Below are 23,541 nucleotides of genomic sequence, written 5' to 3' on the forward strand. Positions count from 1 at the left end.
TGTGCATGCGGGGTCCGACACGAACGGACCCCGCGTGGATCAGTCCTCCACGTAACGCGGGAACACACCCGACGGCGCGGGCAACGCGGTGCCCGCCACGATGCGCGTCGGAAGGTCGCTGAACTGCCGCGCATCGGCCTTCTGGCCGAGCAGGTCGAGGATCTTCTCCGCGGCGTCCGGCATCACCGGCTGCACGAGAATGCCGACGATCCGCACCACCTCGAGCGTCACGTACAGCACCGTCGCCATCCGCTCCGGATCCGTCTTCCGCAGAACCCAGGGCTCCTGCTTGGAGAAGTACCGGTTGGTCTCGCCCAGAACCGACCAGATCGCCTCCAGCGCCAGATGCAGTGCCTGCACGTCGTATTCGGCGCGAACCCGATCGAGCAGCGCATCCGCCTGCGCGAGCATCGCCGTATCGTCCTCGGTCAGCTCGCCGGCGGCCGGGACCTGGGCGTCGCAGTTCTTCGCGACCATCGACAGCGACCGCTGCGCGAGGTTGCCGAGCTCGTTCGCCAGGTCGGCGTTGATCCGGGTGACGATGGCCTCGTGGCTGTAGCTGCCGTCCTGGCCGTAGGAGATCTCACGGAGCAGGAAGAAGCGCACGGCGTCGAGGCCGTACTGCTCCACCATGGCGACGGGGTCGACGACGTTGCCGACCGATTTCGACATCTTCTCGCCCTTGTTGTAGAGGAATCCGTGCACGAAGACGCGCTTGGGCAACTCGATTCCCGCCGACATCAGGAAGGCCGGCCAGTACACCGTGTGAAACCGGGTGATGTCCTTGCCGATGATGTGCAGGTTCGCCGGCCAGAACTTGCCGAACTGCTCGGAGTCGGTGTCCGGGTAACCCGCGCCGGTCAGGTAGTTGGTGAGCGCGTCCACCCACACGTACATGACGTGCTCGGGATGGTCGGGGACCGGAACGCCCCAGTCGAACGTCGTGCGAGAGATCGACAGGTCCTTCAGCCCGCCCTTGACGAAGCTGACGATCTCGTTGCGCCGCGTCGCAGGTGCGATGAAGTCGGGGTTCTCCTCGTACAGCCGGAGCAGCTTGTCCTGATACTCGGACAGCTTGAAGAAGTACGTGGACTCCTCCGTCCACTCGACCGGGGTGCCCGTCTCGGTGGACAGGCGTGAACCGTCGTCCTGCAGCGTGGTCTCGGCCTCGGTGTAGAACGCCTCGTCGCGGACCGAGTACCAGCCCGAGTACGTGTCGAGGTAGATGTCGCCGTTCGCGAGCATCTTCTGCCAGATCGCTTTGCTGGCTTCTTCGTGATCGACGTCCGTGGTGCGGATGAACCGGTCGAAGGAGATGTTCAGCGTCTTGTCCATGGCCTCGAACACGTCCGAGTTCCGTGCGGCGAGCTCACGGACGTCGATGCCTTCCTTGGCCGCCGTCTGCTGCATCTTCAGGCCGTGCTCGTCGGTTCCCGTCATGAAGTAGACGTCGAACCCGTCCAGGCGCTTGAAGCGTGCGAGGGCGTCGGAGGAGATGTACTCGTAGGCGTGGCCGATGTGCGGGACGCCGTTGGGGTACGCGATCGCCGTCGTCAGATAGAAAGGTGGCCGCGAGGCGGTGGAATCAGCAGCATTCATGGTGCGACCACTCTATCTGCGCGCTGCCGTTTCGTGACGCGCAGATTCGGGTTCTAGGCCGGTCCGGTGTCGTCCTCGTCGGTGACGGCGCGTGACTCGTACGCCGCGCGGGCCGACTTGTTCGTGGACCTGACCTGGTCTGGAACCATCCGGCGGATCGCGAAGTCGCGGGCGAACTGCGGAAAGACGGTGACCAGCCGGGCCAGCGGACCGACGTACCGGGGGATGGTGACCTCGAACCGGGGCCGGTGGATCACCGCGACGACCGTCTTCGCGACGTCGGCCGGCGTGAGCAGTCTTGCCGCGCCCGTCGCGGTGCCGGCCGCGAGTTCGGTGTCGACGACACCGGGCATGACCACCGAGATCCGCACACCAGACCCGCGCAGCTCCTCGCGCACACCGGTCAGGTAGCCGAGCACGCCGTGTTTCGTCGCGGCGTACGTCGACTCGCCGGGTGGTGCGACCTTCGACGCCAGCGACGCCACCGTGACGATCTGGCCGCGGCCGCGCTCACGCATCGCCGGCGCCGCCAGTCTCACCCCGCGAATCACACCGTGCAGGTTGACGGCGAGCTGCCGATCCGTCGCGGAGTCGGGTTCCTCGTCGAACCTCCCGACCCACATCACGCCCGCGTTGTTGACGAGCACGTCGATCGGGCCCCAGTGATCCTCGACGGCTGTGAGGAATGCCGTGAACGACGCGGTGTCGGTGACGTCCAGTTCGAGACCCTCCACCGTCCCGCCCGTCCGGCCGAGTTCGTCCGCCGTCCTGCGGGCGGCGGCGCCGTCGACGTCGCCGATCGCGACCCGGGCGCCGGCCAGCGCCAGCTGTCGGGCGATCTCCCGCCCGATTCCTCTGGCACCGCCGGTCACGGCGATCACGCGGCCGTTCATCGAGCTCGAAGTCATGGACACGGCTCCCTCCCCGTCCGGGAGAAAGTACCGCATGTGACACGTGCGGCGGCGGCGTCGACAATGTCCGCATGAGCAAAGACCGTCCCGCCCTGGAAGCCCCTGCGCCGCTGTTCCCGCTCGTCGATTCGCACACCCACCTCGATGCGTGTGGTGCCTCGGACGCCGCGAGCGTCACGGCGATCGTCGACCGGGCCGCCGCGGTCGGGGTGGAGCGGGTGGTCACGGTGGCCGACGACCTGGCGGCCGCGCAGTTCGCTGTCGACGCGGCGCACTGGGATCCCCGCGTCTACGCGGCCGTGGCCATCCACCCGACGAGGGCGAACGTGCTCGACGACGCGACGAGGGCGGAGATCGAGCGACTCGCCGGCGATCCCCGGGTGGTCGCGGTGGGGGAGACGGGACTCGACTTCTACTGGCCCGGGAAACTCGACGGCTGCGCCACGGTCCCCGAGCAGACCGAGGGCTTCCGTTGGCACATCGACCTCGCGAAGCGGCTCGGCAAGACGCTGATGATCCACAATCGGGAGGCCGACCGGGCGCTGCTGCAGGTGCTGCGCGAGGAGGGTGCGCCGGAGACGGTGATCTTCCACTGCTTCTCCTCGGACGCCGAGATGGCGCGCGAGTGCGTCGACGCCGGTTACGTCCTCAGCTTCTCCGGCACGGTCAGCTTCAAGAACGCGAAGGCCTTGCGGGAAGCGGCCCCGCTGGTGCCGTCGGATCAGTTGATCGTCGAGACGGATGCGCCGTTCCTCACCCCGCACCCGTTCCGGGGCGCCCCGAACGAGCCGTACTGCCTGCCGTACACGGTCCGGGCGCTCGCCGAGATCCGCGGCGAGGATCCGGACGACCTGGCGAAGGCGTCCACCGCGACCGCCGAGCGCGTGTACGGCCTCCGGCCCGTGAGTGGTTAGCGAGTCCCTGGACTCGTCGAGCACGCACAGGGCCGAGGGCCTATGTTGAAGTTTCAAGTTAGAGAACCTAGGATCGTTGCCTGTTCAACTAACGGTCGTCCCGGTCGCGCGGGGACACCACGATGAAAGGCACATCCATGAACAACCCCGCAGTCCGAAGCCTGGGAATCCTCGTCGCCCGCGTGGGCATCGGCATCATCTTCCTCGCCCACGGCTGGCAGAAGGCCTTCACCAACGGACTCGACGCCACGACCGCCGGCTTCGAGGCCATGGGCGTTCCGGTTCCCGGCATCTCGGCATTCCTCGCGACGTGGATCGAGCTGATCGGCGGAATCGCACTCATCATCGGAGCGGCCGTCCCGATCTTCGGCATCCTGCTCTTCCTCGACATGGTCGGCGCCTTCTTCCTCGTGCACGCCGACAAGGGAATCTTCGCGAGCGAGGGCGGCTACGAGCTGGTGCTGGCGCTGGGCGTCGGCGCACTGCTGCTCGCCGTCGTCGGATCGGGCCGATTCGGTGTCGACGGACTGCTCGGCGACAAGGTGCCGTGGGCGGCGAAGGAACGCGCCACCGTCTGACCCCCCATGTGAGTGGCGAAGCGTCCCCCGGCACGCTTCGCCACTCACGTGTCAGAGGACCTTGTTCAGGAAGTCCTGGGTGCGGGACTGCTGCGGGTCGCCGAAGATCTGCTCCGGGGTTCCCTCCTCCACCACGTAGCCGTCGGCCATGAAGATCACCCGGTCGGACACCTCGCGGGCGAAGCCCATCTCGTGCGTGACCACGACCATCGTCATGCCGCCCTTCGCGAGATCGCGCAGAACCTGCAGCACCTCGCCCACCATCTCGGGGTCCAGCGCGCTGGTGGCCTCGTCGAACAGCATGATGTCCGGGTTCATCGCCAGGGCCCGCGCGATCGCGACGCGCTGTTTCTGCCCACCGGACAGGTTCGCCGGCTTCGAGTCCGCCTTCTCCGCCAACCCGACCTGCTCGAGCAGCCGAACCGCCGTCGCCCGCGCCTCGTCCTTGGAGGCGCGCTTGGTCTGCACGGGCGCGAGCATCACGTTCTCGATCGCCGTCATGTGCGGGAACAGGTTGAAGTGCTGGAAGACCATGCCGATGTGCTGACGCACCCGGTCGATGTCGATCTTCTTGTCGCTCACGTCGAACCCGTCGACCACGACCTTGCCGTCCGTGATGTCCTCGAGCCGGTTGAGGCAGCGCAGGAACGTGCTCTTGCCGGAGCCCGAGGGGCCGATCACGCAGACCACTTCACCGCTCGCGATGTCGACGTCGATGCCCTTGAGGACCTCGTTGTCGCCGAACGACTTCTTCAGGCCCTTCACCCGAATCTTCGGGTCGGCGGTCTCGGCCTTGTTCTCTGTCACCGGTGTCTCGGTCACTTGTTGATCCTCTTCTCGAGCCGGTTCGACAGCTTGGTCAACGCCATGATGATGATGAAATACATCACACCGATGATCAGCCACATGTTGAAGGACTGGAAGTTGCGGGCGATGATGATCCGCCCGGTCTGAGTGAGCTCGGCGAGCCCGATCACGGACAGGATCGACGTGTCCTTCAGCGTGATCACGAACTGGTTGATGTACGACGGGATCATCGTCCGCACGGCCTGCGGCATCACGACCTTCTGCATCGACTTCAGGTAGCTGATGCCGAGGCTCCGCGACGCTTCCATCTGGCCCTTGTCGACGGACAGGATGCCGCCGCGCACGATCTCGGCCATGTACGCGCCTGCGTTGAGGCTCAGCGTGATGATGCCCGCCGTGAACGCCGACATCTGGAAGTCCAGCGCCGCCGGGATACCGAAGTAGATGAAGAACGCCTGCACCAGCAGCGGCGTGCCGCGGAACACGTCGACGTAGGTGGTGCCGATGCCGCGCAGGACGATGTTGGTCGACACCCGGAACAGGCCGAAGATCGCGCCGAGGACGAGCGCGATGGCGATCGAGACCACGGTCAGGACGATCGTGAGCCACAGGCCCTCGAGTAGCAGCGGGTAGGTGCTCTTGATCAGGCCCAGGATCGAGTTGTCGTCGTCGGATGCGTCGGAGTTGAGGTAGGTGTCGAGGATCTCGTCGTACTGGCCGCTGGCCTTCAGGTTGGCGAGCCCGGTGTTGAACTCTTGCAGGAGCTGCGCGTTCTGGCCCTTCGCGACGGCGAACCCGTAGCTGGCGCCGGGGACCTTGTCGGTGACCGTCTTGAAGCCGTTGCCCTGCTTGATGCCGTAGGCGAGGACGGGGTAGTCCTCGAACACGGCCGCCGAGTTACCTGTGCGGACCTCGTCGAACATGCTCGACGAGTCGGCGAAGTACTTGGTGGTGAAGCCGTACTGGTCCTTGATGGACTCCGCGTACGTGGCGCCCTCGGTGCCGTTCTTGACCGCGACGGACTTGCCGCGCAGGTCCTCGTACGAGGTGATCGAGTCGTTGCTCTCGAGCACGCCCATCTGCACGCCCGACTCGAAGTACGGATCGGAGAAGTCGAACGTCGCCTTGCGGGCGTCGGTGATCGACATGCCGGCGATCATGCCGTTGGCCTGACCGCCGGTGACCGCCTGGAGTGCGGCGTCGAATCCGACGGGGTTGACCTGGTAGGTGAACCCCTGGTCCTCGGCGATGGCGGCGAGGAGGTCCATGTCGATTCCGACGAGCTTGCCGCTCTCGTCCTGGAACTCGAACGGGGCGAACGTGATGTCGGTTGCGATCGTGTAGTTGTTGCCCGGAGCGGGCTCTTGTGCGCCGGCGAGGCCGGGCGCGACGAGTGTGACGAGCAGCGTCAGCGCGGCGATCACCGCGGGCACTCTCGGACGTCTGACGAGCCTCAGAAGTCGATCGGATCTGCTGCGCACGGAACCCCAGCTTTCTCAGTCAGTAGTGCCCGGTCGCTTCCGGGCTTCTTGGTGCATGTCGCAAGATACTGCGTTTCGCACGTGGTCCGGACCAGAAGCGTTCCATCGCGGTGAAGTGAAAACTGTCCCCGATCTCAACCTTTTCGTGATCTCGCGCGCAGGTCGTAGCGGCAAAGTTGCCAGACCATCGCCGATTCGTTACCGTACCGTGATCAAACCTTCGCCAGCCTTGGGATTTCATGTGTCGCCGTTAGCCAGAATCAACAACGCCAAATCGCCCCTTCTCTACGTAGTCGTCGCGGCACTGCTCGCGACGCTCGTCGTGGGCGGTGCGCTGGCAGTGGCGCGGCACAAGACCGTCACGCTCGACGTCGACGGCGAGACCATCTCGCTCGGCACGATGGCCTCCGACGTCGGCGGCGCGCTCGACGACGCCGGATACACCGTCAGCGAGCGTGACGCGGTCGCCCCCGCCGCCGACGCGTCGCTCTCCGACGGCGACACCGTGGTGCTGCGGCGTGCCCGCGAGATCGACCTCACGGTCGACGGGCAGCCGAAGACCGTGTGGACCACCGCCCTCACCGTCGACGACGCGCTGAAGCAGTTCGAACTCGCCGACGACGTCCACGTCTCGGCGTCCCGCTCCGAGCGCCTGCCGCTGGAGGGCACCGCGCTCGAGGTCGTCAACGCCAAGCTCGTCAAGGTCGCCGACGGCGGCGCACCGCTCACGGACGTCCGACTGGCAGCCCCCACCGTCGGTGCGCTCCTCGCGGCCAACGGCGCGCCGCTCGAGCAGGCCGACACGGTCGTTCCACCCGCCGACGCCCCCGTCGTCGAAGGCGCCGAGATCCACGTGACCCGCGACCGCACCGAGACGCGCACCGAGACGCTGCCCATCGCGCCGCCCGAGAACCGCGTCGAGGATCCCGCGCTCGACAAGGGCAAGACCGTCGTCGAGAACCCCGGAGTCCCGGGCGAGCGCACCGTCACCGCGTCCGTGAAGACGGTCAACGGTGTCGAGGCCGGACGTCAGGAACTCAGCTCGCAGGTGCTCCGCGAGCCCGCGCCGGCACTGGTCAAGGTCGGCGTGAAGGAACTCGCCATCTCCAACGCCTCCACCTGGGATTCGATCGCGCACTGCGAGGCCACCGGCAACTGGGCCATCAACACCGGCAACGGGTTCTTCGGCGGACTGCAGTTCACCCAGAGCACCTGGGAGGCGTTCGGCGGAAGCCAGTACGCCGCCCGCGCCGACCTCGCATCCCGCGAACAGCAGATCTCCGTCGCCGAGAAGGTCCAGGCGGCGCAGGGCTGGGGCGCATGGCCCGCCTGCACCAGCAAGCTCGGACTCCGCTGACGGTCTGAAGTAAAGGAACACGATGTCGCCCTTCGCGAAGATCAACTCGGCTCGCTCGCCGCTGCTCTACGCCGTGGTGGCCCTGCTTCTCGCCACACTGATCGCAGGCGCAGTGATGGCCGTGGTCCGGCACAAGAACGTCACACTCGACGTGGACGGCGAGAAGATCTCGCTGAGCACCATGACCACGAGCGTCGACGCCGCACTGTCCGACGCCGGGTACTCGATCAGCGACCGCGACGTCGTGGCGCCGGAGCGTGACGCGACCCTGTCCGACGGGGACACCGTGGTGCTGCGCCGCGCGCGTGAGGTGTCGCTGACGGTGGACGGTCAGCCCAAGACGGTGTGGACCACCGCGCTCACCGTCGAGGACGCACTGAAGCAGTTCGAACTCGGCGAGGACGTGCACGTGTCCGCGTCCCGTTCGCAGCGACTTCCGCTCGACGGTGCGGCCCTCGACGTGCTCAATCCGCTCGTCGTCAAGCTCGCCGACGGCGCGCTGCCGGTCACCGAGGTGCGCATGGCCGCGCCGACGGTCGGGGACTTCCTCGCCGCGCACGGCGCGCCGCTGGAGCAGGCCGACACCGTCGTCCCGGCCGCGGACACGCCGCTGACCGACGGCATGGACGTGACCGTCACGCGCGACCGCACCGAGACGAAGGTCGAGACGTTGCCGCTGGCTCCGGAGGAGCAGCGCATCGAGGACCCGACGATGAACAAGAGCCGCACCGTGGTCGAGAATCCGGGACTGCCCGGCGTCCAGGATGTCACGTTCGCGGTCAACACCGTCAACGGCAAGGAAGTCGGACGCAACCAGGTGTCCGCGACGGTCACGACGCCGGCACAGCCGAAGGTGATCCGTGTCGGCGCGAAGCCGGGCACCGAGGTGCCGCCCGTCGAGAACGGTTCGGTGTGGGATGCGCTCGCGCAGTGCGAGGCCACCGGCAACTGGGCCATCAACACCGGCAACGGATTCTTCGGCGGCGTCCAGTTCGACCAGAACACGTGGGAGCGTCAGGGCGGACTCAAGTACGCGCCGCGCGCCGACCTCGCCACCCGTGAGGAGCAGATCGCCGTCGCGTCGAAGACGCAGAAGACGCAGGGCTGGGGAGCGTGGCCGTCGTGCTCGGGCAGGCTCGGCGTGCGTTAAAGTTCGCCTGGTGTCCGAAGCCGAAGTACCCCCCGTCGCTCGCGGTCAGGCCGCACTCCTCGGCCCCGCCGAGGTGCGCGCGTTAGCCGAGGAGTTCGGCGTGCGCCCCACCAAGCAGCTGGGGCAGAACTTCGTGCACGACGCCAACACGGTGCGCCGCATCGTCGCGACCGCGGGCGTGGGACGCGAGGACACGGTGCTCGAGGTCGGTCCCGGGCTCGGTTCGCTGACGTTGGCGCTGCTCGATGTCGTCGACAAGGTGATCGCCGTCGAGATCGACCCCAACCTCGCGGCACGGCTGCCGGTCACGGTCGCCGACCGTGCACCGGAACTCGCGGACCGGCTGACCGTGGTCGGCGCGGACGCGATGCGGGTCAAGCCGTCCGAGATCCCCGGTGAGCCCACGGCTCTCGTTGCGAACCTGCCGTACAACGTGGCGGTGCCCGTGCTGCTGCATCTGTTCTCCGAACTTCCCAGTCTCCGAACCGCTCTGGTGATGGTGCAGGCCGAGGTCGCCGACCGGCTGGCGGCGTCCCCGGGCAGCAAGATCTACGGTGTGCCGAGCGTGAAGGCCAATTTCTTCGGCGCCGTGCGACGCGCGGGCGCCGTCGGGCGCGCGGTGTTCTGGCCCGTCCCGAAGGTCGAGTCGGGTCTGGTGCGCATCGACCGGTACGCCGAACCGCCGTGGCCCGTCGACGACGAACACCGCCGCCGCGTGTTCGCCGTCATCGATGCGGCTTTCGCTCAGCGCCGCAAGACTTTACGAGCCGCGCTCGGTGGTTGGGCGGGTTCGCCCGCGGAGGCGGAGCGGCGACTGCTCGAGGCCGGCATCGCACCGTCCACCCGCGGCGAGACCCTCGACGCCGCGGCCTTCGTGCGTCTCGCCGCCACCCAGCCGTGAGTACTTGTTAACCGCGGGACGTTGATAAGTACTCACAGGGGGGTACCCTCCGGGCCGCACCCCACGGTCATCGGAATTCCGTCGTTCTCGACGGTGCAGGGTCAGGCGTGGCCGGTTCCGGGACGACCGGGGTCGGCGCTCGTCCGTATGAATACCGGGGCCCCGGGTTCGTACCGGGTGAGCAAGGACTTTCCGCAGTTCGCCGGCTTCTACAACGAGCGCGTCGTGCCCACCGGCAGCGGGACCGTCGTGGTGTCGGTGACGGGGAGCGTAACCGTCCTCCCCGGTCAGGGTGCGCCGTGGGCGCCGGACGGGATCGTGGCGCCCGCCGCTCCCGGTGTGTACGCCAATTTCATCCCCTGACCTGCGCAAGGTCAGCCCGGGGGAGACAACCGACCGGATGTGTGGTTCACTATTGGAGGTCGTAAGTTTTGTGTTTGTGTTTCCCACGCTCGCAAATCGATGGTTGCGAGCGTTTGGACGTCCTCCACAGGAATTGTCATAGACGGTCGTGTTCAATGACCCAGGTAACCGAGCCGGTTGCTTGAAGAAGTTACTGTGTTAGAGGAGATTTACATGGCAGAGGGCATCGTGAAGTGGTTCAACTCCGAGAAGGGGTTCGGCTTCATCGCCCCCGAGGATGGCAGCGCTGACGTGTTCGTCCATTACTCGGAGATCCAGAGCGGCGGCTTCCGCACGCTCGAGGAGAATCAGCGCGTTTCGTTCGAGATCGGCCAGGGCAACAAGGGCCCGCAGGCCACCGGCGTCACCCTGATCTGAGAACGGCCATGACTTCCCGGTTCGCCGGGACATGACGTTCGAGCAAGGCCCCACTCGTCAGAGTGGGGCCTTGACTCGTTTCCGACCGACTACGCCGACCGCAGGTGAGCGGCCTGATACCCGAGATTCATGGCGCAGACGAGCCAGAGTTGCAGCGCGGAATTCTCCGACGGACCGAACAGCCCGATCCCCGCAGCGGCTCCGAGTGCAGCGGCGACGAAGAACGTGGCCGTCCCGAGCGCCCGCCGAGGCCTCGACGAGAAGATCACCACACCCGTGACGAAGAGCGCCCACAGAGTGGTGGCGAGGATGGTCGTGGCGACGAACCAGGCCGTCGAATACCTGCTCGGCCACGTCCACGGCTGGGTTCCGTTGTCGAGGGTGCACACGAACGCCAACGAGAACGCCATGATCACCACCGTTGCGCCCCCGAGCGCCAGATGGCCCCCGACGAGCACCTTCCCGACTGCTCCCGCCCCCGCAGGCGCCCGCGCGCGCCCTTCCGCGACAATCGTGTGCTGCATCCCCGACTACCCCGACCTTTCCTTGTCGTCACCTGGTTGGACGCCGCGCAAGACCGTTCGGTTCCCACGGATTTTCGGTCCGCGGTGACGGCTGAACGGCGTCTCGGTCAGGCGTTACCGTAGCGGTCGGCGAAGAGGCGGTGACGCTCACCCACCCGTCGGCACTCTTCGCGCAGCTCAGGAGGGTCGAGGACGGTGAAGTCGACGCCGAATGCGCTGAGCCAGTTGGCTATCGACGGCACGGAGTCGCCGCCGAGCGCCACCGCGCATCGTCCGTCGGGCATTTCTTCGAGAGTTCCCCAGTCTTCGTGGACCAGGGTCGCCATCTCGTCGATCGACGCGTGCAGCAGCACCCGTGCGCGGATCCGGGTGACGGCCCGGTTGATTCCGTGTGCGACGAATTCGGCAGCGCCGCCGGGCGGCAGTTCACGGGGTACGAACCTCGGTCCCGTCGGGATCTTCGGTGTCAGGCGGTCCACCCGGAACGACCGCCAGTCCGCGCGGGTGAGGTCCCAGGCGACGAGGTACCAGCGCAGCCCTGACCGGACGAGCCGGTACGGCTCCACTTCACGCCGGCTCTCGGTGCCGTCGTGGGTGCTGTAGTCGAATCGGAGTCGTTCGTGGTTGTGGCACACCGAGCCGACGGCCGACAGGACCTGCGCGTCGACGGCGCTCTTCGCGGGCTCGCGGTGGACCACGTCGACCTGCAGCGCCTCGAGGCGGTGTCGCAGCCGGGACGGCATCACCTGCCGGAGTTTGGTGAGCGCCCGCATCGACGCCTCCCCGATGCCGACCACGGAGCCGGTCGCGCCGGACTGCAGGCCGAGTGCGACGGCCAGGACTTCCTCGTCGTCGAGCAGCAGGGGCGGCATCTCCGCGCCCGCGCCGAGCTGGTAGCCACCACCCACCCCGACCGTCGCGTCGACGGGGTACCCGAGGTCGCGGAGTTTCTCCACGTCTCGCCGGACCGTGCGTGGGGTGATGCCGAGCCGGTCGGCGAGTTCTGCCCCGGACCAGTCTTTTCGGGTCTGGAGCAGGGACAGCAGCCGGAGGAGTCGTGCCGAAGTTTCCCGCATGCACCTCAGGATGCCATCAATAGAGGACATCTTCTGTCCTCTATTGATGGCGGGTAACGGTAAGTAACGATTTTCCCACCAGCCCCACGAGTGTCACTACACTGGCGCCGACGCTCCACGGACCATCGCATGTGTACTTCGTGAAAATCCGACGGAAAGGTCTCAGCGTGACGCAGTTTCGTGTTCGGCCCATTTCTTCAGCAGTCAGGGCGCTGCTCGCCACCGTCATGACCGCCGCCTTCTGCCTGGCGCTGGCGGTCTCCACCACCGCGACGGCGTCCGCCTCGGCCGCCGACCTCTTCAACAGCGCGCAGGGCAGATTCGCCGCAGGTGACACCCGTGGCGCCCTCGCGGACATCGGTGGCGCCGTCGCCGGAGAACCCGGCGACACCAATGCGCTGGCGTTGCAGGCCATCTACGCCGACGCCGCGGGCGACCTGATCACCCGGGAGACGGCGCTCGCCCGGCTCGGCGCGATGGACGGTGGGATGCGCGCCGGCGTCGACGGGATGCTGAACGCGATCAGAATTGCGTCGTTCACGCCCCCGAACCCACTTCCGGCCATCCAGGGTCCGTCCACCGCGATCATCGTCCTCGGCTTCGGACTGCTCCCCGACGGTGCGATGCGACCGGAATTGATCAACCGTCTGCAGGCCGGGCTCGTCCAGTCGTGGGCCTCGCCGATGTCGCCGATCATCGTCACCGGCGGCAACCCGCAGAACGGCATCACCGAGGCGGCCGCGATGCAGGGGTGGTTGCAGTCGCACGGTGTCCCGGCGCAACGCATCCACCCCGAGCATCGTGCCGGCTCGACGGTGGGCAACGCGCTCAACTCGGTTCCGCTGGCCCGCTCGCTCGGTGCGGGCGGCGCGATCATCGTGACGTCGGCCAACCACATCCGCAGGGCAACGGTCGATTTCAACGTCGCCGGACTGCCGGTGGTCGGGGCGATGAGCGCGATCACCAGCGCCGGTCAGCTGATCGCCGAAGTCATGCCCCTGACCAAGGATCAGCAACTCGGCATGTACCGCGACGCGATCAGGGTGTTCGGCATCCCGGCCGGCTACTGACGCGACTCGTACTCGGCCACGACCGGCGGCTGCTCGACGGGATCCGCGCCGCCGGGGCCGAGCTTTCCGTGGATGGCGTCCTGCATCTTCTGCTTGTCCAGCTGGCCTTCCCAGTTCGAGACGACGAACGTGGCGACACAGTTGCCGAGGAGGTTCACGAACACACGCATCGAGTCCATGATCCGGTCGGCGCCGAGCAGCACCGCGACCGCCGCGACGGGGAAGATTCCGAGCGCGGTCGCGGTCGCCGACAGCGCGAGGAACGACGACCCGGGTACGCCCGCCATGCCTTTCGACGTGAGGAGCAGGATGAACAGCGCGCCGAGCTGGTCGGCGACGGACAGGTCGTGGCCGGTGGCCTGGGCGAGGAACAGGGTCGAGATGGACAGATAGATCGCGGCGCCGTCGAGGTTGAACGAGTATCCGGTCGGCACCACGAGCCCGGTCGCGGCCTGCGAGTTCCCGGCGCCGACGAGCTTGGTCATGATGCGGGGAAGCACTGCCTCGGACGAGGCGGTTCCCAGCGCGAGACCGAACTCCTCCTTGGTGTAGCGGATGAACGTGAAGATGTTCAGTCCCACGGCGAACTTCGCAATGAGTGCGAGGACGAGGACGAACAGGGCTCCGGCGAGGTAGCAGCACGCGATGAGCGCGGCGAAGCTCCCGAGGGTGGAGATTCCGTACTGGCCGATGATGAACGCCATCGCGCCGAATGCGCCGATCGGGGCGAGCCGCATGACCCAGCCGATGATCATGAAGATGATGCGGCTGAGGTGGTCGACGAATTCGAGGACCAGCGGGGGACCGTGCTCGCCGTACTTGGCCAGCGCGATACCGAAGAGCACCGCGAAGAAGAGGACCTGCAGCAACATGTTGTCGGCGAATGCGCCCACCACGCTGGTCGGGACGACGTCCATGAGGAACTCGACGGCGCCGGGGAGTTCACCGCCGCCGGTTTTCTCCGCGATCTGCTCGGTGCCGTCGGCGAGGGTGGCCGGGTCGATGTCGAATCCGGCGCCGGGCTCGACGATGTTGCCCATCACCAGCCCGAACAGCAGCGCGAACCCGGTGACGGCGGTGAAGTAGATCAGTGCCTTCACGCCGATCCGTCCGACGGCCTTGACGTCGCCGACCTTGGCGATTCCTGTCACGACCACCGTGAAGATCAACGGCGCGATGAGCATCTTGATGAGCTTGACGAACGTGTCGCCGATCGGTTTGAGCTCCGACCCCACCGTCGGCCACAGCCAGCCGAGGGTGATGCCGCCGACGATTCCGACGAGGAGCTGGACGAACAGGTTGGTGTACCAGGGCGATCGCGTCCGGGTCGTCGACGCGTCGCCGGCGGGTGGGGGATGGGCGGCAGTGGAGATGGCCATGGGGGAACGCTAGGAAGGCGCTGTGACGGGTTCGTGTCACGAATGTTTCCGCGGTGAGAACGGCGGCCGTTCCGGGCGTGGGCGGTGCCACACTGCAGTTCGTGGCAGTATTGCGACGCACCGACCGCAGGAGGACACATGCGCTTGTCGCCCCACGAGCAGGAGCGTCTGCTCCTGAGCTACGCCGCGGAACTCGCGCGCAGGCGCCGGCAACGCGGCCTCGTGTTGAACCACCCGGAGGCGGTGGCCCTCATCACGGATCACATCCTCGAGGGGGCCCGCGACGGCCGGTCGGTGGCCGAGCTGATGGTGTCCGGTCGTGAGGTGCTCACCCGGTCCGACGTGATGGAAGGCGTCCCGGAGATGCTGCACGACGTGCAGGTGGAGGCCACGTTCCCGGACGGCACCAAGCTCGTCACCGTCCACGATCCGATTGCGTAGGGGTGACCGTGATTCCAGGTGAAGTCGTGTGCGCCGAAGGCGTGATCGAGCTCAACGAGGGTTCTCCCCGCACCGAACTCGCGGTGGTCAACACCGGGGACCGTCCGGTCCAGGTCGGGAGCCACGTTCATTTTCCGCAGGCCAACCACGCACTGCAGTTCGACCGTTCCGCCGCCCACGGGCTGCGGCTGGACATCCCCGCGGGCACCGCGGTGCGCTTCGAACCGGGTATCGCGCAGACGATTTCACTCGTACCCCTGCGCGGGACCCGTGAAGTGCACGGACTGAGCCTCACTCCTCCCGGAAAGCTGGACGCGTCATGACCGAACTCAGCCGCGCACGCTACGCCGAGTTGTTCGGTCCCACGACCGGCGACCGCATCCGGCTCGCCGACACCGACCTTCTGATCGAGATCACCGAGGACCGCAGCGGCGGGCCGGGACTGGCCGGCGACGAAGCGGTGTTCGGTGGCGGAAAAGTGTTGCGCGAGTCCATGGGCCAGGGTCGCGCGACCCGCGCCGAGGGCGCGCCCGACACGGTGATCACCGGCGTGGTGGTCGTCGACCACTGGGGAATCATCAAGGCGGACGTCGGTATTCGCGACGGTCGTATCGTCGCGCTCGGCAAGGCGGGCAATCCCGACACGATGTCGGGGGTCCACCCCGATCTGGTGGTGGGTCCGTCCACCGAGATCATCGCCGGGAACGGCAAGATCCTCACGGCCGGCGGTATCGACTGTCACGTGCACTTCATCTGCCCGCAGATCATGGACGAGGCGCTGGGCGGCGGCATCACGACGATGATCGGCGGCGGCACGGGCCCCGCCGAGGGCAGCAAGGCCACCACCGTCACCCCCGGTTCGTGGCACACCGCCCGGATGCTGGAGGCACTCGACGGCTGGCCGATGAACATCGCGCTGCTCGGCAAGGGCAACACGGTCAGCTCCGAGTCGATGTGGGAGCAGTTGCGCGGCGGCGTCTCCGGGTTCAAGCTGCACGAGGACTGGGGTTCGACTCCGGCGGCCATCGATGCCTGCCTCACCGTCGCGGACGCTGCGGGAGTGCAGGTGGCCCTCCACTCGGACACGTTGAACGAGGCCGGTTTCGTCGAGGACACTCTCGCGGCCATCGCCGGACGCGCGATCCACGCCTATCACACGGAGGGGGCGGGCGGCGGCCACGCGCCGGACATCATCACGGTGGCCGCGCACGGGAACGTCCTGCCGAGTTCGACCAACCCGACCCGGCCGCACACGGTCAACACCCTCGACGAGCATCTCGACATGCTCATGGTGTGTCACCACCTGAGCCCGAAGATCCCGGAGGACCTGGCGTTCGCGGAGAGCCGTATCCGGCCGTCCACCATCGCGGCGGAGGATCTGCTGCACGACCTCGGCGCCATCTCCATGATCGGCAGTGACTCGCAGGCGATGGGACGCATCGGCGAGGTCGTGTTGCGCACGTGGCAGACGGCGCACGTGATGAAACGGCGGCGGGGTTTCCTGTCCGGCGACAACGGCGCCGACAACCAGCGCGTCCAGCGGTACGTGGCGAAATACACGATCTGCCCCGCCGTCGCGCACGGGTTGGAGGCCGAGATCGGATCGGTCGAGGTCGGCAAGCTCGCCGACCTGGTGCTCTGGGACCCGGCGTTCTTCGGTGTCCGGCCACACGCGGTGATCAAGGGCGGGATGATCGCGTGGGCCGCGATGGGAGATGCCAACGCGTCCATACCGACTCCGCAACCGGTGCTCCCGCGTCCGATGTTCGGGGCGGCGCCCAAGGCTGCGGCCGCCACGTCCGTGCACTTCGTCGCTCCGCACGCCCTCGAGGACGGTCTGGCGGATCGACTCGACCTGAGCCGTCGACTCGTCCCGGTCGCGAACGTGCGGTCGCGGGGCAAGGCCGACATGCCCCGCAACGACGCGCAGCCGCGGATCGAGGTGGACCCGGACACGTTCACGGTCCGCATCGACGGCGACGTGTGGGAAGAGCAGCCGGCGGCGGAACTGCCGATGGCCCAGCGATACTTCCTGTTCTGATGCGCCTCGCTCACCTGATGTCCCTCGCCGATTCGAGGCTGCCCACGGGCGGTCACGTGCATTCGGGCGGCATCGAGGAGGCCGTCGCGAGCGGTGTCGTCCGCGACGTCGGCACGATGGAGGCGTTCCTGCGGCGACGGGTTCGGACCGCCGGGCTCGTCGGGGGATCGATCACTGCGGCGGTGTGCGCGGGGCGGCTCACCGCCGAACACGCCGACGCCGAGATGGATGCGCGAACCCCGTCCCCCGCGGCGCGGTCGTCGTCGCGGGCGCAGGGGAGAGGTCTGCTGCGGCTGGCCCGCACCACGTGGCCCGAGCACGACTGGTCGCCGCTGGGCACACGTCCGCACCTGCCCGTGGTCTCGGGGGTGGTCGGATCCGTCACCGCCGTCGAACCGCGGGAGGCGGCACTCGTCGTCGTCTACACCACCATGACCGGGTCCGCGATCGCCGCGCAGCGTCTGCTCGCTCTCGACCCCGCGCAGGTCGCCGCGTGCACGTTCGCGCTGTCCGACCTGTGCGACGACATCGCCGGCCAGTGCGTGACCGGACTGTCCAGCGTGTCCGACCCCTTCATGGATGTCGTCGCCGAGCGGCACGTTCTGCGGGACCGCCCCCTGTTCGTGTCGTGACACTCAGCTGTACCCCAGTAAGGAGAGATCAACCATGCCACCGCATTTCATCGATGGTGAACCCCACGACCATCAGCACGACCGTCCCCGGCGGGTCCGGGTGGCGGGCGAGCCGGTCCGGATCGGGATCGGTGGGCCCGTCGGATCGGGCAAGACGGCGCTCGTCGCCGCGCTGTGCAGGCAACTGCGCGAGGAGTTGTCGCTGGCCGTGCTCACCAACGACATCTACACCACCGAGGACGCGGACTTCCTGCGCCGCCACGCCGTGTTGCCGGACGAGCGCATCGCCGCCGTGCAGACCGGTGGCTGCCCCCACACGGCCATCCGCGACGACATCACCGCCAACCTCGACGCCATCGACGACCTGATCGCGGCCAACCCGCCGCTCGATCTGATCCTGGTGGAGTCGGGCGGCGACAACCTCACCGCGACGTTCTCCTCGGGCCTGATCGACGTGCAGATCTTCGTCGTCGACGTCGCGGGCGGTGACAAGGTTCCCCGCAAGGGTGGTCCCGGCGTGACGTTCTCGGATCTCCTCGTGATCAACAAGACGGACCTCGCCCCCATGGTCGGAGCCGATCTCGGGGTGATGCGCCGCGACGCCGAGAAGGTCCGCGAGGGCAGGCCGACGGTGCTGATCTCGTTGACGGAGGATCCGTCGTCCGGACCGGCTCTGGAGTGGGTGCGCGAGCAGGTGCGCACCCTCGCCGACGTGCACTAGTAGTGCGCACCGAACTGACGATCGTCGCGTCCCCCGAGCGCAGTCCGCGGATCTCCGCGGTGGGGGGACTGGCGGCGCGAATCACCGGCCGCGACACGGTCCACGTGATCGGCACCGCCGCGACCCCGCTCGGCGGCGACCACTGGGACGTCACTGTCCGGGTGCTGTCGGGTGCCCGGCTGACGCTGCGCAGCGTCGCGGCGTCCCTTGCCCTGCCCGGCCGGGGTCGTGTGCTGTCCACGGCGCAGTGGTCGGTGGAGGTCGAGGACGACGCCGAACTCGACTGCGCGCTCGAACCCACGGTGATCGCGGGCGGCGCGGAGCATCGCGTCGAGACGACGGTGTCCCTCGCCGAGTCGTCCACGTTGCTGCTGCGTGAGCGGGTGCAGATCGGCCGGGCGGGAGAAACGACGGGACGCTGGGTCGGGGTCACCAACGCCGATCTCGGCGCCGTGCCGCTGCTCCGGCACCAGCTGGAACTCGGCGTCGGCACCGTCTCACACGACGTCCTGGACGGCCCGGCGGCCGTCACGAGTGAGCTGCGGTACCCGGACGACCGGCCCGCGGACGTCACCGGCGACATCCGGTCGGCGCGGACCCGTCTGCCCCTCGCCCGGGGCGGCAGCCTCACCACCCGGCTCGGGCCGCACCTGTGACGCGGTGAGTGGCAAAGTGCGTGATGGTGCGCATTTCCGCACCCGTACCGGGAGCGCCTAAGCTCTACCCTTGTGCTTTCCGTCGTTCCTCGCCCCGTCGTAGTCAGGGCCCCGTCCAAGGTCAATCTGCATCTGGCCGTCGGGGACCTGCGCGACGACGGCTATCACGAGCTGAACACGGTGTTCCAGGCGCTCTCACTCAGCGACACGGTGTCGGTGGTCCCCGCGGAGACGCTGTCGGTGACGGTCCGCGGCGAGGACGCCCGTGTCGTGCCCACCGACAGCAGCAACCTCGTGTGGCAGGCCGCCGAGATGCTCGCGGCCGAGTCGGGGCGGCGCCCGGACGTCGAGATCGCCATCGACAAGGGCATCCCGGTGGCCGGGGGCATGGCCGGCGGCAGCGCGGACGCCGCGGCGGCGCTGGTCGGGCTGAACGCGCTGTGGCAACTCGACCTGTCGCGGGAGGAACTCGACGGGTTCGCCGCGAAGCTCGGCAGCGACGTTCCGTTCTCCCTCCACGGTGGCACCGCGGTCGGGACGGGACGCGGCGAGCGACTTCTGCCGGTGCTCTCCCGCAGCACGTTCCACTGGGTGCTCGCGCTCGCGAAGGGCGGCTTGAGCACACCGACCGTGTTCCGGGAGCTGGACCGGCTGCGTGCCGACGGGAATCCACCGCGACTCGGCGGATCCGAGGACCTGATGCACGCGCTCACCACGGGCGACTCCGCGACACTGGCCCCGTTGCTGGGCAACGACCTGCAGTCGGCCGCGCTGTCGCTGAATCCGGGCCTGCGGCGGACGCTGCGTGCCGGGGTCGCGGCGGGCGCACTGGCCGGCATCGTCTCCGGGTCGGGCCCGACCTGTGCCTTTCTATGTGCTGAAGCGGACGCCGCGGTCCGGGTCAGCGCAGAACTCGCAGGTGCGGGGGTGTGTCGCACGGTGCGGGTCGCCAGCGGTCCCGTACCGGGCGCCCGAATAATCAACGACGCGGCGGAGGGATCGCACTGATGGCGAATCTGATCAATCTCGAGCAGGTATCGAAGTCCTTCGGCATCAAGCCGCTGCTCGATTCGGTATCCCTCGGAGTGCAGGAAGGCGAACGCATCGGCGTCGTCGGCCTCAACGGCGGTGGCAAGACCACCATGCTCGAGGTGCTCGCCGGAGTGGAGGCGCCCGATTCCGGACGTGTCAGCCGGGTCGGCGGCCTGCGCATGGCGGTCGTGACCCAGCGGGGCGTCCTGCCACCCGGCTCCAGCGTCGGCGACGTGGTGCTCGGGCCGCTCGGGGTCGCCGACCACGAGTGGGCGGGCGACGCCCGCATCCGGTCGATCCTGGCCGGCATCGGCATCGACAACCTGGGGCTCGAGGTGTCGGTCGACGGGCTGTCCGGTGGTGAGCGGCGACGCGTCGCACTGGCCGCCGCGCTCGTCCAGGACCTCGACCTGCTGGTGCTCGACGAGCCGACCAACCACCTCGACGTCGAGGGTGTGCAGTGGCTGGCGGAACACCTCGTCAGCCGTCGCAGCGCGCTGGTGGTCGTGACCCACGACCGGTGGTTCCTCGACACCGTGGCCAACCGCACGTGGGAAGTGGTGGGCGGCAAGGTCGAAAGCTACGAGGGCGGTTACAACGACTGGGTCTTCGCCCGGGCGGAGCGCTCCCGGCAGGCCGACGCGTCCGAGGAACGTCGCCGCAACCTCGCCCGCAAGGAATTGGCCTGGCTGCGGCGCGGTGCACCTGCCCGCACGTCCAAGCCCAAGTACCGGATCGAGGCCGCCGAGGCGTTGATCGCGGACGTCCCACCGCCCCGCGACAACGTGGCGCTGGCGTCGTTCGCGCAGCGCCGGCTCGGCAAGGTCGTCATCGAACTCGAGGATGCGCGCCTGGAGACGCCGGACGGCCGGGTGCTCGTCGACGACCTCACGTGGCGGTTGGCGCCGGGGGAGCGTGTCGGCCTGGTGGGTGTGAACGGCTCCGGCAAGACGACGCTCCTGCGCACGCTCGCCGGCGAGATCTCGCCGGCGTCGGGCAAGCGCATCCAGGGGCAGACGGTGCACATCGGCTGGCTCCGTCAGGAACTCGACGATCTGCCGACGAACATGCGGGTGCTCGAGGCCGTCAAGGACGTCGCCGAGCGGATCACGTTGGGCGACAAGGAGGTATCGGCCGGGCAGCTCGCCGAGCGGCTGGGCTTCACTCCGGCCCGGCAGCGGACACCGGTCGGTGACCTGTCCGGTGGCGAGCGTCGCCGGCTGCAGCTGACCCGTGTGCTGATGTCGGAGCCGAACGTACTGTTGCTCGACGAACCGACCAACGACCTCGACATCGACACGCTGCAGCAACTCGAGGACATTCTCGACGGCTGGGCGGGCACGATGGTCGTCATCAGCCACGACCGGTACCTGATCGAACGCATCTGTGACTCCACGTGGGCGTTGTTCGGTGACGGCAAGCTGACCAACCTGCCCGGGGGGATCGAGGACTACCTGCGTCGCCGGGCGAAGATGGTCGACACCGGCGCACCGTCGGTGGCGTCGACGGCAACCGGTGCGTCGGCCCCCAAGCAGGTGCGGGACGGGGCAGCCGAACGCGCCGCGCGCAAGGAACTGTCGCGTCTCGAGCGGGCTGTGGCGAAGCTGGACGACCGGGAACGGAAGCTGCACGAGAAGCTGGCGGAGGCGGCCACCGATCCGGACAAGCTGCAGAAGCTCGACTCCGAGCTCAAGCAGGTCGTCGCGGAGAAGGAAGCCACCGAGGAACAGTGGATGGAGCTGGCCGCCGAGCTGGATTAGCCGGGACCTGCGCTGCGGCCCGTCAGAACCGCAGCGACAGGATGCCGTCACGGTCCGTGACGTGAACAGTCCGCCCGATCACCGACCGTGCCGGGGTCTCGGTGAACGCGGACAGCGCGACCGCCTCCGCGGGGCCGGTACGTCCGGCCAGACGCCGGCCGTCGGGGGTGTGCGCGACGACGAAGCCGGTCGCCGGGGCGCCGTCCCGCCCGTACTCCACCGTGGACGTGACGAGGTCGGCTCGTCCTTCGTAGCCGGTGACGAGTTCCGGCGCCTCCGACGCGAGTTGCGCCGGTTCCGGATCGCCGACGTACCCGTCCGGGTGCGGGGCGCCCGCCAGCATCACGACGTGCTGGTACGTCAGGTAGCCGCCGTTGCCGTGGACCAGGGCCGGTCCCGCGCCTTCCCGCAATCGGCGGGTGACCTCGGCAATCGAGTGCAGCGTGTAACTGTTGAGGGGCCCGCCGAAGAAGGAGTGGCCGCCCGTCACGCTCGGCACGGTGCTTGCGGGCAGGCCGAGCGTGCGGGTCAGTAGCTTCGGCACCACCGGGAAGCAGCTGTACGCGTCGACGATGTCGAGTGCGGAGGCGTCGATCGAGGCCCGCGACAGCGCCCGGTGCACCGCGTCCGTCATTGCCGTGGACGTGCCGAAACCGTTGCGGCTCAGTACGTCCACGGGATCGGCGGCTCCCGCGCCGCCCCACAGGTACACCGTGCGGTCCTCCGGAACGCCGTGTTCGCGCGCGACGGCCAGGGAGCACACCAGCACCGCAGCGGCCTGATCGACGAACGGCATGGCGTTGAGCATCAACGGGTACGGCTCGCACACCATCCGGTTGCCCGGACCCACCGTGGCGATCTCCTCGGCGGAATACACCTCGCACGTCCACGATGCCGGGTTCTTCGCCGCCAGTTCGGAGAATGCGGAATACATCCGGGCCGACTCCGCCAGCGACTGGTCGGGTCCGACACCCGACTCGTGCGCCACGCGGTTCTCGAACAACGGGTACACCCGGGTCGGAACGATCAGGTCGGCGCGCTGCATCGCGGGACTCCCGAGATCCGCCGGGTCGAACGCGGGAGGACCGCCCGGTTCCGACGCCCAGCCCAGCGTCGTGGGATCGGTGCCCGACTTGCGCAGCGCCGTCATGGTCGCCTGCGACTCACCGCCGACAAGGAGCGCTGCCGACGACCGGCCCGAGGCGATGTCGTCGCCGATGCGGTCGAGGAGCGTCGCGGGCCAGTGGCCACCGATCGGGGACGTGCTCGACCGTGGTGACGGCAGATTCAACCGGACGGCCAGCAGTCCGGGGAGATCGTCGTACGACCAGCTGACGGTCTTCACCGCATGGATTGCGTCGATCCGGGAGCCGAGGGTCGCGGAGCCGCTGTCGGCGAGGGCGGCACGTGCGGCGTCGGTGATCAGGTCGAGCGGTTCACGCGGGGCTGCCGGATCGCCTGCACGGCCGGAGCGGATGTCGTCGACTCCGACGATCACCGGTATGCGGGCCGGATCCATGGATTCCCCTCTCGCGTGACCACGTCAGCGTCACGATAGCGTCGGGCGGGTTACCTGTGGATTCGGGGTCACAGCAATCCCGTCCGGCGTCCGGCATCATTGGACCCTTCGGATCGAAGGGTGCTCGGATAGATGCCTAAAAGTGCTGTGCAGCAGATAGATTCGAACGCCGATGGACTGAGGTGCGGGACCCTCGGGCCGGTGGGAGCCTG

Annotated in this window: 24 protein-coding genes; 16 read left to right on the forward strand and 8 right to left on the reverse strand. The window is 68.1% G+C overall.

Going from position 1 to position 23,541, the window contains the following annotated elements:
* Positions 1–39: 39 nt before the first annotated feature.
* Both metG and FND50_RS10670 read right to left on the reverse strand, forming a co-directional pair.
* Positions 40–1,599, reverse strand: coding sequence for a methionine--tRNA ligase (metG, locus tag FND50_RS10665; RefSeq protein WP_144285731.1), 1,560 nt, complete (start codon positions 1,597–1,599; stop codon positions 40–42).
* 53 nt (positions 1,600–1,652) lie between these two features.
* On the reverse strand, positions 1,653–2,546 hold the full coding sequence (locus FND50_RS10670; protein ID WP_144285732.1) for an SDR family oxidoreductase: 894 nt from the start codon (positions 2,544–2,546) through the stop codon (positions 1,653–1,655).
* A gap of 35 nt (positions 2,547–2,581) precedes the next feature.
* Between FND50_RS10670 and FND50_RS10675 the strand changes: the two genes are divergently transcribed.
* Together FND50_RS10675 and FND50_RS10680 are read left to right on the forward strand one after the other, a co-directional pair.
* Complete coding sequence (locus tag FND50_RS10675; RefSeq protein ID WP_144285733.1) at positions 2,582–3,424, forward strand: TatD family hydrolase; 843 nt, start codon at positions 2,582–2,584, stop codon at positions 3,422–3,424.
* 137 nt (positions 3,425–3,561) lie between these two features.
* Positions 3,562–4,002: a DoxX family protein gene (locus FND50_RS10680; protein ID WP_005561737.1), complete on the forward strand. Its 441-nt coding sequence runs from the start codon at positions 3,562–3,564 to the stop codon at positions 4,000–4,002.
* A 51-nt stretch (positions 4,003–4,053) separates the two neighbouring features.
* On the opposite strand, the gene FND50_RS10685 is transcribed toward FND50_RS10680, so the two are convergent.
* Positions 4,054–4,824, reverse strand: coding sequence for an amino acid ABC transporter ATP-binding protein (locus tag FND50_RS10685; RefSeq protein ID WP_144285734.1), 771 nt, complete (start codon positions 4,822–4,824; stop codon positions 4,054–4,056).
* Positions 4,821–6,290, reverse strand: a complete 1,470-nt coding sequence (locus tag FND50_RS10690) for an amino acid ABC transporter substrate-binding protein/permease (RefSeq protein ID WP_373418917.1) — start codon at positions 6,288–6,290, stop codon at positions 4,821–4,823. Before FND50_RS10690 ends, FND50_RS10685 begins: the two co-directional genes overlap by 4 nt.
* Positions 6,291–6,531: 241 nt before the next feature.
* Between FND50_RS10690 and FND50_RS10695 the strand changes: the two genes are divergently transcribed.
* From FND50_RS10695 to FND50_RS10715, 5 genes are all read left to right on the forward strand, one after another.
* Positions 6,532–7,647, forward strand: a complete 1,116-nt coding sequence (locus FND50_RS10695) for a resuscitation-promoting factor (RefSeq protein ID WP_005255438.1) — start codon at positions 6,532–6,534, stop codon at positions 7,645–7,647.
* 22 nt (positions 7,648–7,669) lie between these two features.
* Positions 7,670–8,797: a resuscitation-promoting factor gene (locus FND50_RS10700; RefSeq protein WP_144285735.1), complete on the forward strand. Its 1,128-nt coding sequence runs from the start codon at positions 7,670–7,672 to the stop codon at positions 8,795–8,797.
* A 10-nt stretch (positions 8,798–8,807) separates the two neighbouring features.
* On the forward strand, positions 8,808–9,698 hold the full coding sequence (gene rsmA / locus FND50_RS10705) for a 16S rRNA (adenine(1518)-N(6)/adenine(1519)-N(6))-dimethyltransferase RsmA (protein ID WP_005255442.1): 891 nt from the start codon (positions 8,808–8,810) through the stop codon (positions 9,696–9,698).
* A 147-nt stretch (positions 9,699–9,845) separates the two neighbouring features.
* Positions 9,846–10,061 (forward strand): hypothetical protein, encoded by a 216-nt coding sequence (locus tag FND50_RS10710; protein ID WP_144285736.1) that lies wholly within the window; start codon positions 9,846–9,848, stop codon positions 10,059–10,061.
* 213 nt (positions 10,062–10,274) lie between these two features.
* Entirely contained in the window at positions 10,275–10,478 is a 204-nt protein-coding gene (locus tag FND50_RS10715) for a cold-shock protein (RefSeq protein WP_005255446.1), read from the forward strand.
* Positions 10,479–10,567: 89 nt separating this feature from the next.
* Here FND50_RS10715 and FND50_RS10720 read toward each other — a convergent pair whose 3' ends face one another.
* On the reverse strand, positions 10,568–11,002 hold the full coding sequence (locus FND50_RS10720; protein WP_144285737.1) for a hypothetical protein: 435 nt from the start codon (positions 11,000–11,002) through the stop codon (positions 10,568–10,570).
* A gap of 107 nt (positions 11,003–11,109) precedes the next feature.
* Positions 11,110–12,078, reverse strand: coding sequence for a YafY family protein (locus FND50_RS10725; RefSeq protein ID WP_144285738.1), 969 nt, complete (start codon positions 12,076–12,078; stop codon positions 11,110–11,112).
* Between the two features lie 227 nt (positions 12,079–12,305).
* Between FND50_RS10725 and FND50_RS10730 the strand changes: the two genes are divergently transcribed.
* Complete coding sequence (locus tag FND50_RS10730; RefSeq protein WP_144289025.1) at positions 12,306–13,148, forward strand: YdcF family protein; 843 nt, start codon at positions 12,306–12,308, stop codon at positions 13,146–13,148.
* Here the strand turns inward: FND50_RS10730 and FND50_RS10735 are convergent.
* Positions 13,142–14,527 (reverse strand): cation:dicarboxylate symporter family transporter, encoded by a 1,386-nt coding sequence (locus tag FND50_RS10735; protein WP_144285739.1) that lies wholly within the window; start codon positions 14,525–14,527, stop codon positions 13,142–13,144. The genes FND50_RS10730 and FND50_RS10735 overlap by 7 nt on opposite strands.
* A 138-nt stretch (positions 14,528–14,665) precedes the next feature.
* On the opposite strand from FND50_RS10735, the gene FND50_RS10740 reads away from it, so the two are divergent.
* From FND50_RS10740 to FND50_RS10775, 8 genes are all read left to right on the forward strand, one after another.
* Positions 14,666–14,968, forward strand: coding sequence for an urease subunit gamma (locus tag FND50_RS10740; protein ID WP_005238744.1), 303 nt, complete (start codon positions 14,666–14,668; stop codon positions 14,966–14,968).
* 8 nt (positions 14,969–14,976) lie between these two features.
* The gene (locus FND50_RS10745) at positions 14,977–15,291 is read left to right on the forward strand and encodes an urease subunit beta (RefSeq protein WP_144285740.1); all 315 of its coding nucleotides are present in this window, start codon (positions 14,977–14,979) and stop codon (positions 15,289–15,291) included.
* Positions 15,288–17,009: an urease subunit alpha gene (locus tag FND50_RS10750; protein ID WP_144285741.1), complete on the forward strand. Its 1,722-nt coding sequence runs from the start codon at positions 15,288–15,290 to the stop codon at positions 17,007–17,009. Before FND50_RS10745 ends, FND50_RS10750 begins: the two co-directional genes overlap by 4 nt.
* On the forward strand, positions 17,009–17,641 hold the full coding sequence (locus FND50_RS10755) for an urease accessory protein UreF (protein ID WP_005572826.1): 633 nt from the start codon (positions 17,009–17,011) through the stop codon (positions 17,639–17,641). The genes FND50_RS10750 and FND50_RS10755 overlap by 1 nt, the downstream gene beginning before the upstream one ends.
* Before the next feature lie 34 nt (positions 17,642–17,675).
* A complete protein-coding gene (gene ureG, locus FND50_RS10760) occupies positions 17,676–18,362 on the forward strand; it encodes an urease accessory protein UreG (RefSeq protein WP_144285742.1) in 687 nt (228 codons plus the stop codon).
* A 2-nt stretch (positions 18,363–18,364) separates the two neighbouring features.
* On the forward strand, positions 18,365–19,018 hold the full coding sequence (locus tag FND50_RS10765; protein WP_144285743.1) for an urease accessory protein UreD: 654 nt from the start codon (positions 18,365–18,367) through the stop codon (positions 19,016–19,018).
* Positions 19,019–19,090: 72 nt separating this feature from the next.
* Positions 19,091–20,026 carry a 4-(cytidine 5'-diphospho)-2-C-methyl-D-erythritol kinase gene (locus FND50_RS10770; RefSeq protein WP_144285744.1) on the forward strand — a complete coding sequence of 312 codons (936 nt, stop codon included), beginning with the start codon at positions 19,091–19,093 and terminating at the stop codon, positions 20,024–20,026.
* Positions 20,026–21,810, forward strand: a complete 1,785-nt coding sequence (locus tag FND50_RS10775) for an ABC-F family ATP-binding cassette domain-containing protein (protein ID WP_144285745.1) — start codon at positions 20,026–20,028, stop codon at positions 21,808–21,810. The genes FND50_RS10770 and FND50_RS10775 overlap by 1 nt, the downstream gene beginning before the upstream one ends.
* A 22-nt stretch (positions 21,811–21,832) precedes the next feature.
* Here FND50_RS10775 and FND50_RS10780 read toward each other — a convergent pair whose 3' ends face one another.
* Positions 21,833–23,329, reverse strand: coding sequence for an acetyl-CoA acetyltransferase (locus FND50_RS10780; protein WP_144285746.1), 1,497 nt, complete (start codon positions 23,327–23,329; stop codon positions 21,833–21,835).
* Between the last annotated feature and the right edge of the window lie 212 nt (positions 23,330–23,541).

The sequence above is a fragment of the Rhodococcus sp. WB9 genome (assembly GCF_007558985.1).
Lineage (GTDB): Bacteria > Actinomycetota > Actinomycetes > Mycobacteriales > Mycobacteriaceae > Rhodococcus_F > Rhodococcus_F opacus.

Coding starts and splice junctions, on each gene's coding strand:
- metG (WP_144285731.1), bottom strand. CDS start 1,599: ATGAATGCTGCTGATTCCACCGCCTCGCGGCCACCTTTCTATCTGACG.
- FND50_RS10670 (WP_144285732.1), bottom strand. CDS start 2,546: ATGCGGTACTTTCTCCCGGACGGGGAGGGAGCCGTGTCCATGACTTCG.
- FND50_RS10675 (WP_144285733.1), top strand. CDS start 2,582: ATGAGCAAAGACCGTCCCGCCCTGGAAGCCCCTGCGCCGCTGTTCCCG.
- FND50_RS10680 (WP_005561737.1), top strand. CDS start 3,562: ATGAACAACCCCGCAGTCCGAAGCCTGGGAATCCTCGTCGCCCGCGTG.
- FND50_RS10700 (WP_144285735.1), top strand. CDS start 7,670: ATGTCGCCCTTCGCGAAGATCAACTCGGCTCGCTCGCCGCTGCTCTAC.
- FND50_RS10710 (WP_144285736.1), top strand. CDS start 9,846: ATGAATACCGGGGCCCCGGGTTCGTACCGGGTGAGCAAGGACTTTCCG.
- FND50_RS10715 (WP_005255446.1), top strand. CDS start 10,275: ATGGCAGAGGGCATCGTGAAGTGGTTCAACTCCGAGAAGGGGTTCGGC.
- FND50_RS10720 (WP_144285737.1), bottom strand. CDS start 11,002: ATGCAGCACACGATTGTCGCGGAAGGGCGCGCGCGGGCGCCTGCGGGG.
- FND50_RS10725 (WP_144285738.1), bottom strand. CDS start 12,078: ATGCGGGAAACTTCGGCACGACTCCTCCGGCTGCTGTCCCTGCTCCAG.
- FND50_RS10730 (WP_144289025.1), top strand. CDS start 12,306: ATGACCGCCGCCTTCTGCCTGGCGCTGGCGGTCTCCACCACCGCGACG.
- FND50_RS10735 (WP_144285739.1), bottom strand. CDS start 14,527: ATGGCCATCTCCACTGCCGCCCATCCCCCACCCGCCGGCGACGCGTCG.
- FND50_RS10740 (WP_005238744.1), top strand. CDS start 14,666: ATGCGCTTGTCGCCCCACGAGCAGGAGCGTCTGCTCCTGAGCTACGCC.
- FND50_RS10750 (WP_144285741.1), top strand. CDS start 15,288: ATGACCGAACTCAGCCGCGCACGCTACGCCGAGTTGTTCGGTCCCACG.
- FND50_RS10755 (WP_005572826.1), top strand. CDS start 17,009: ATGCGCCTCGCTCACCTGATGTCCCTCGCCGATTCGAGGCTGCCCACG.
- ureG (WP_144285742.1), top strand. CDS start 17,676: ATGCCACCGCATTTCATCGATGGTGAACCCCACGACCATCAGCACGAC.
- FND50_RS10775 (WP_144285745.1), top strand. CDS start 20,026: ATGGCGAATCTGATCAATCTCGAGCAGGTATCGAAGTCCTTCGGCATC.
- FND50_RS10780 (WP_144285746.1), bottom strand. CDS start 23,329: ATGGATCCGGCCCGCATACCGGTGATCGTCGGAGTCGACGACATCCGC.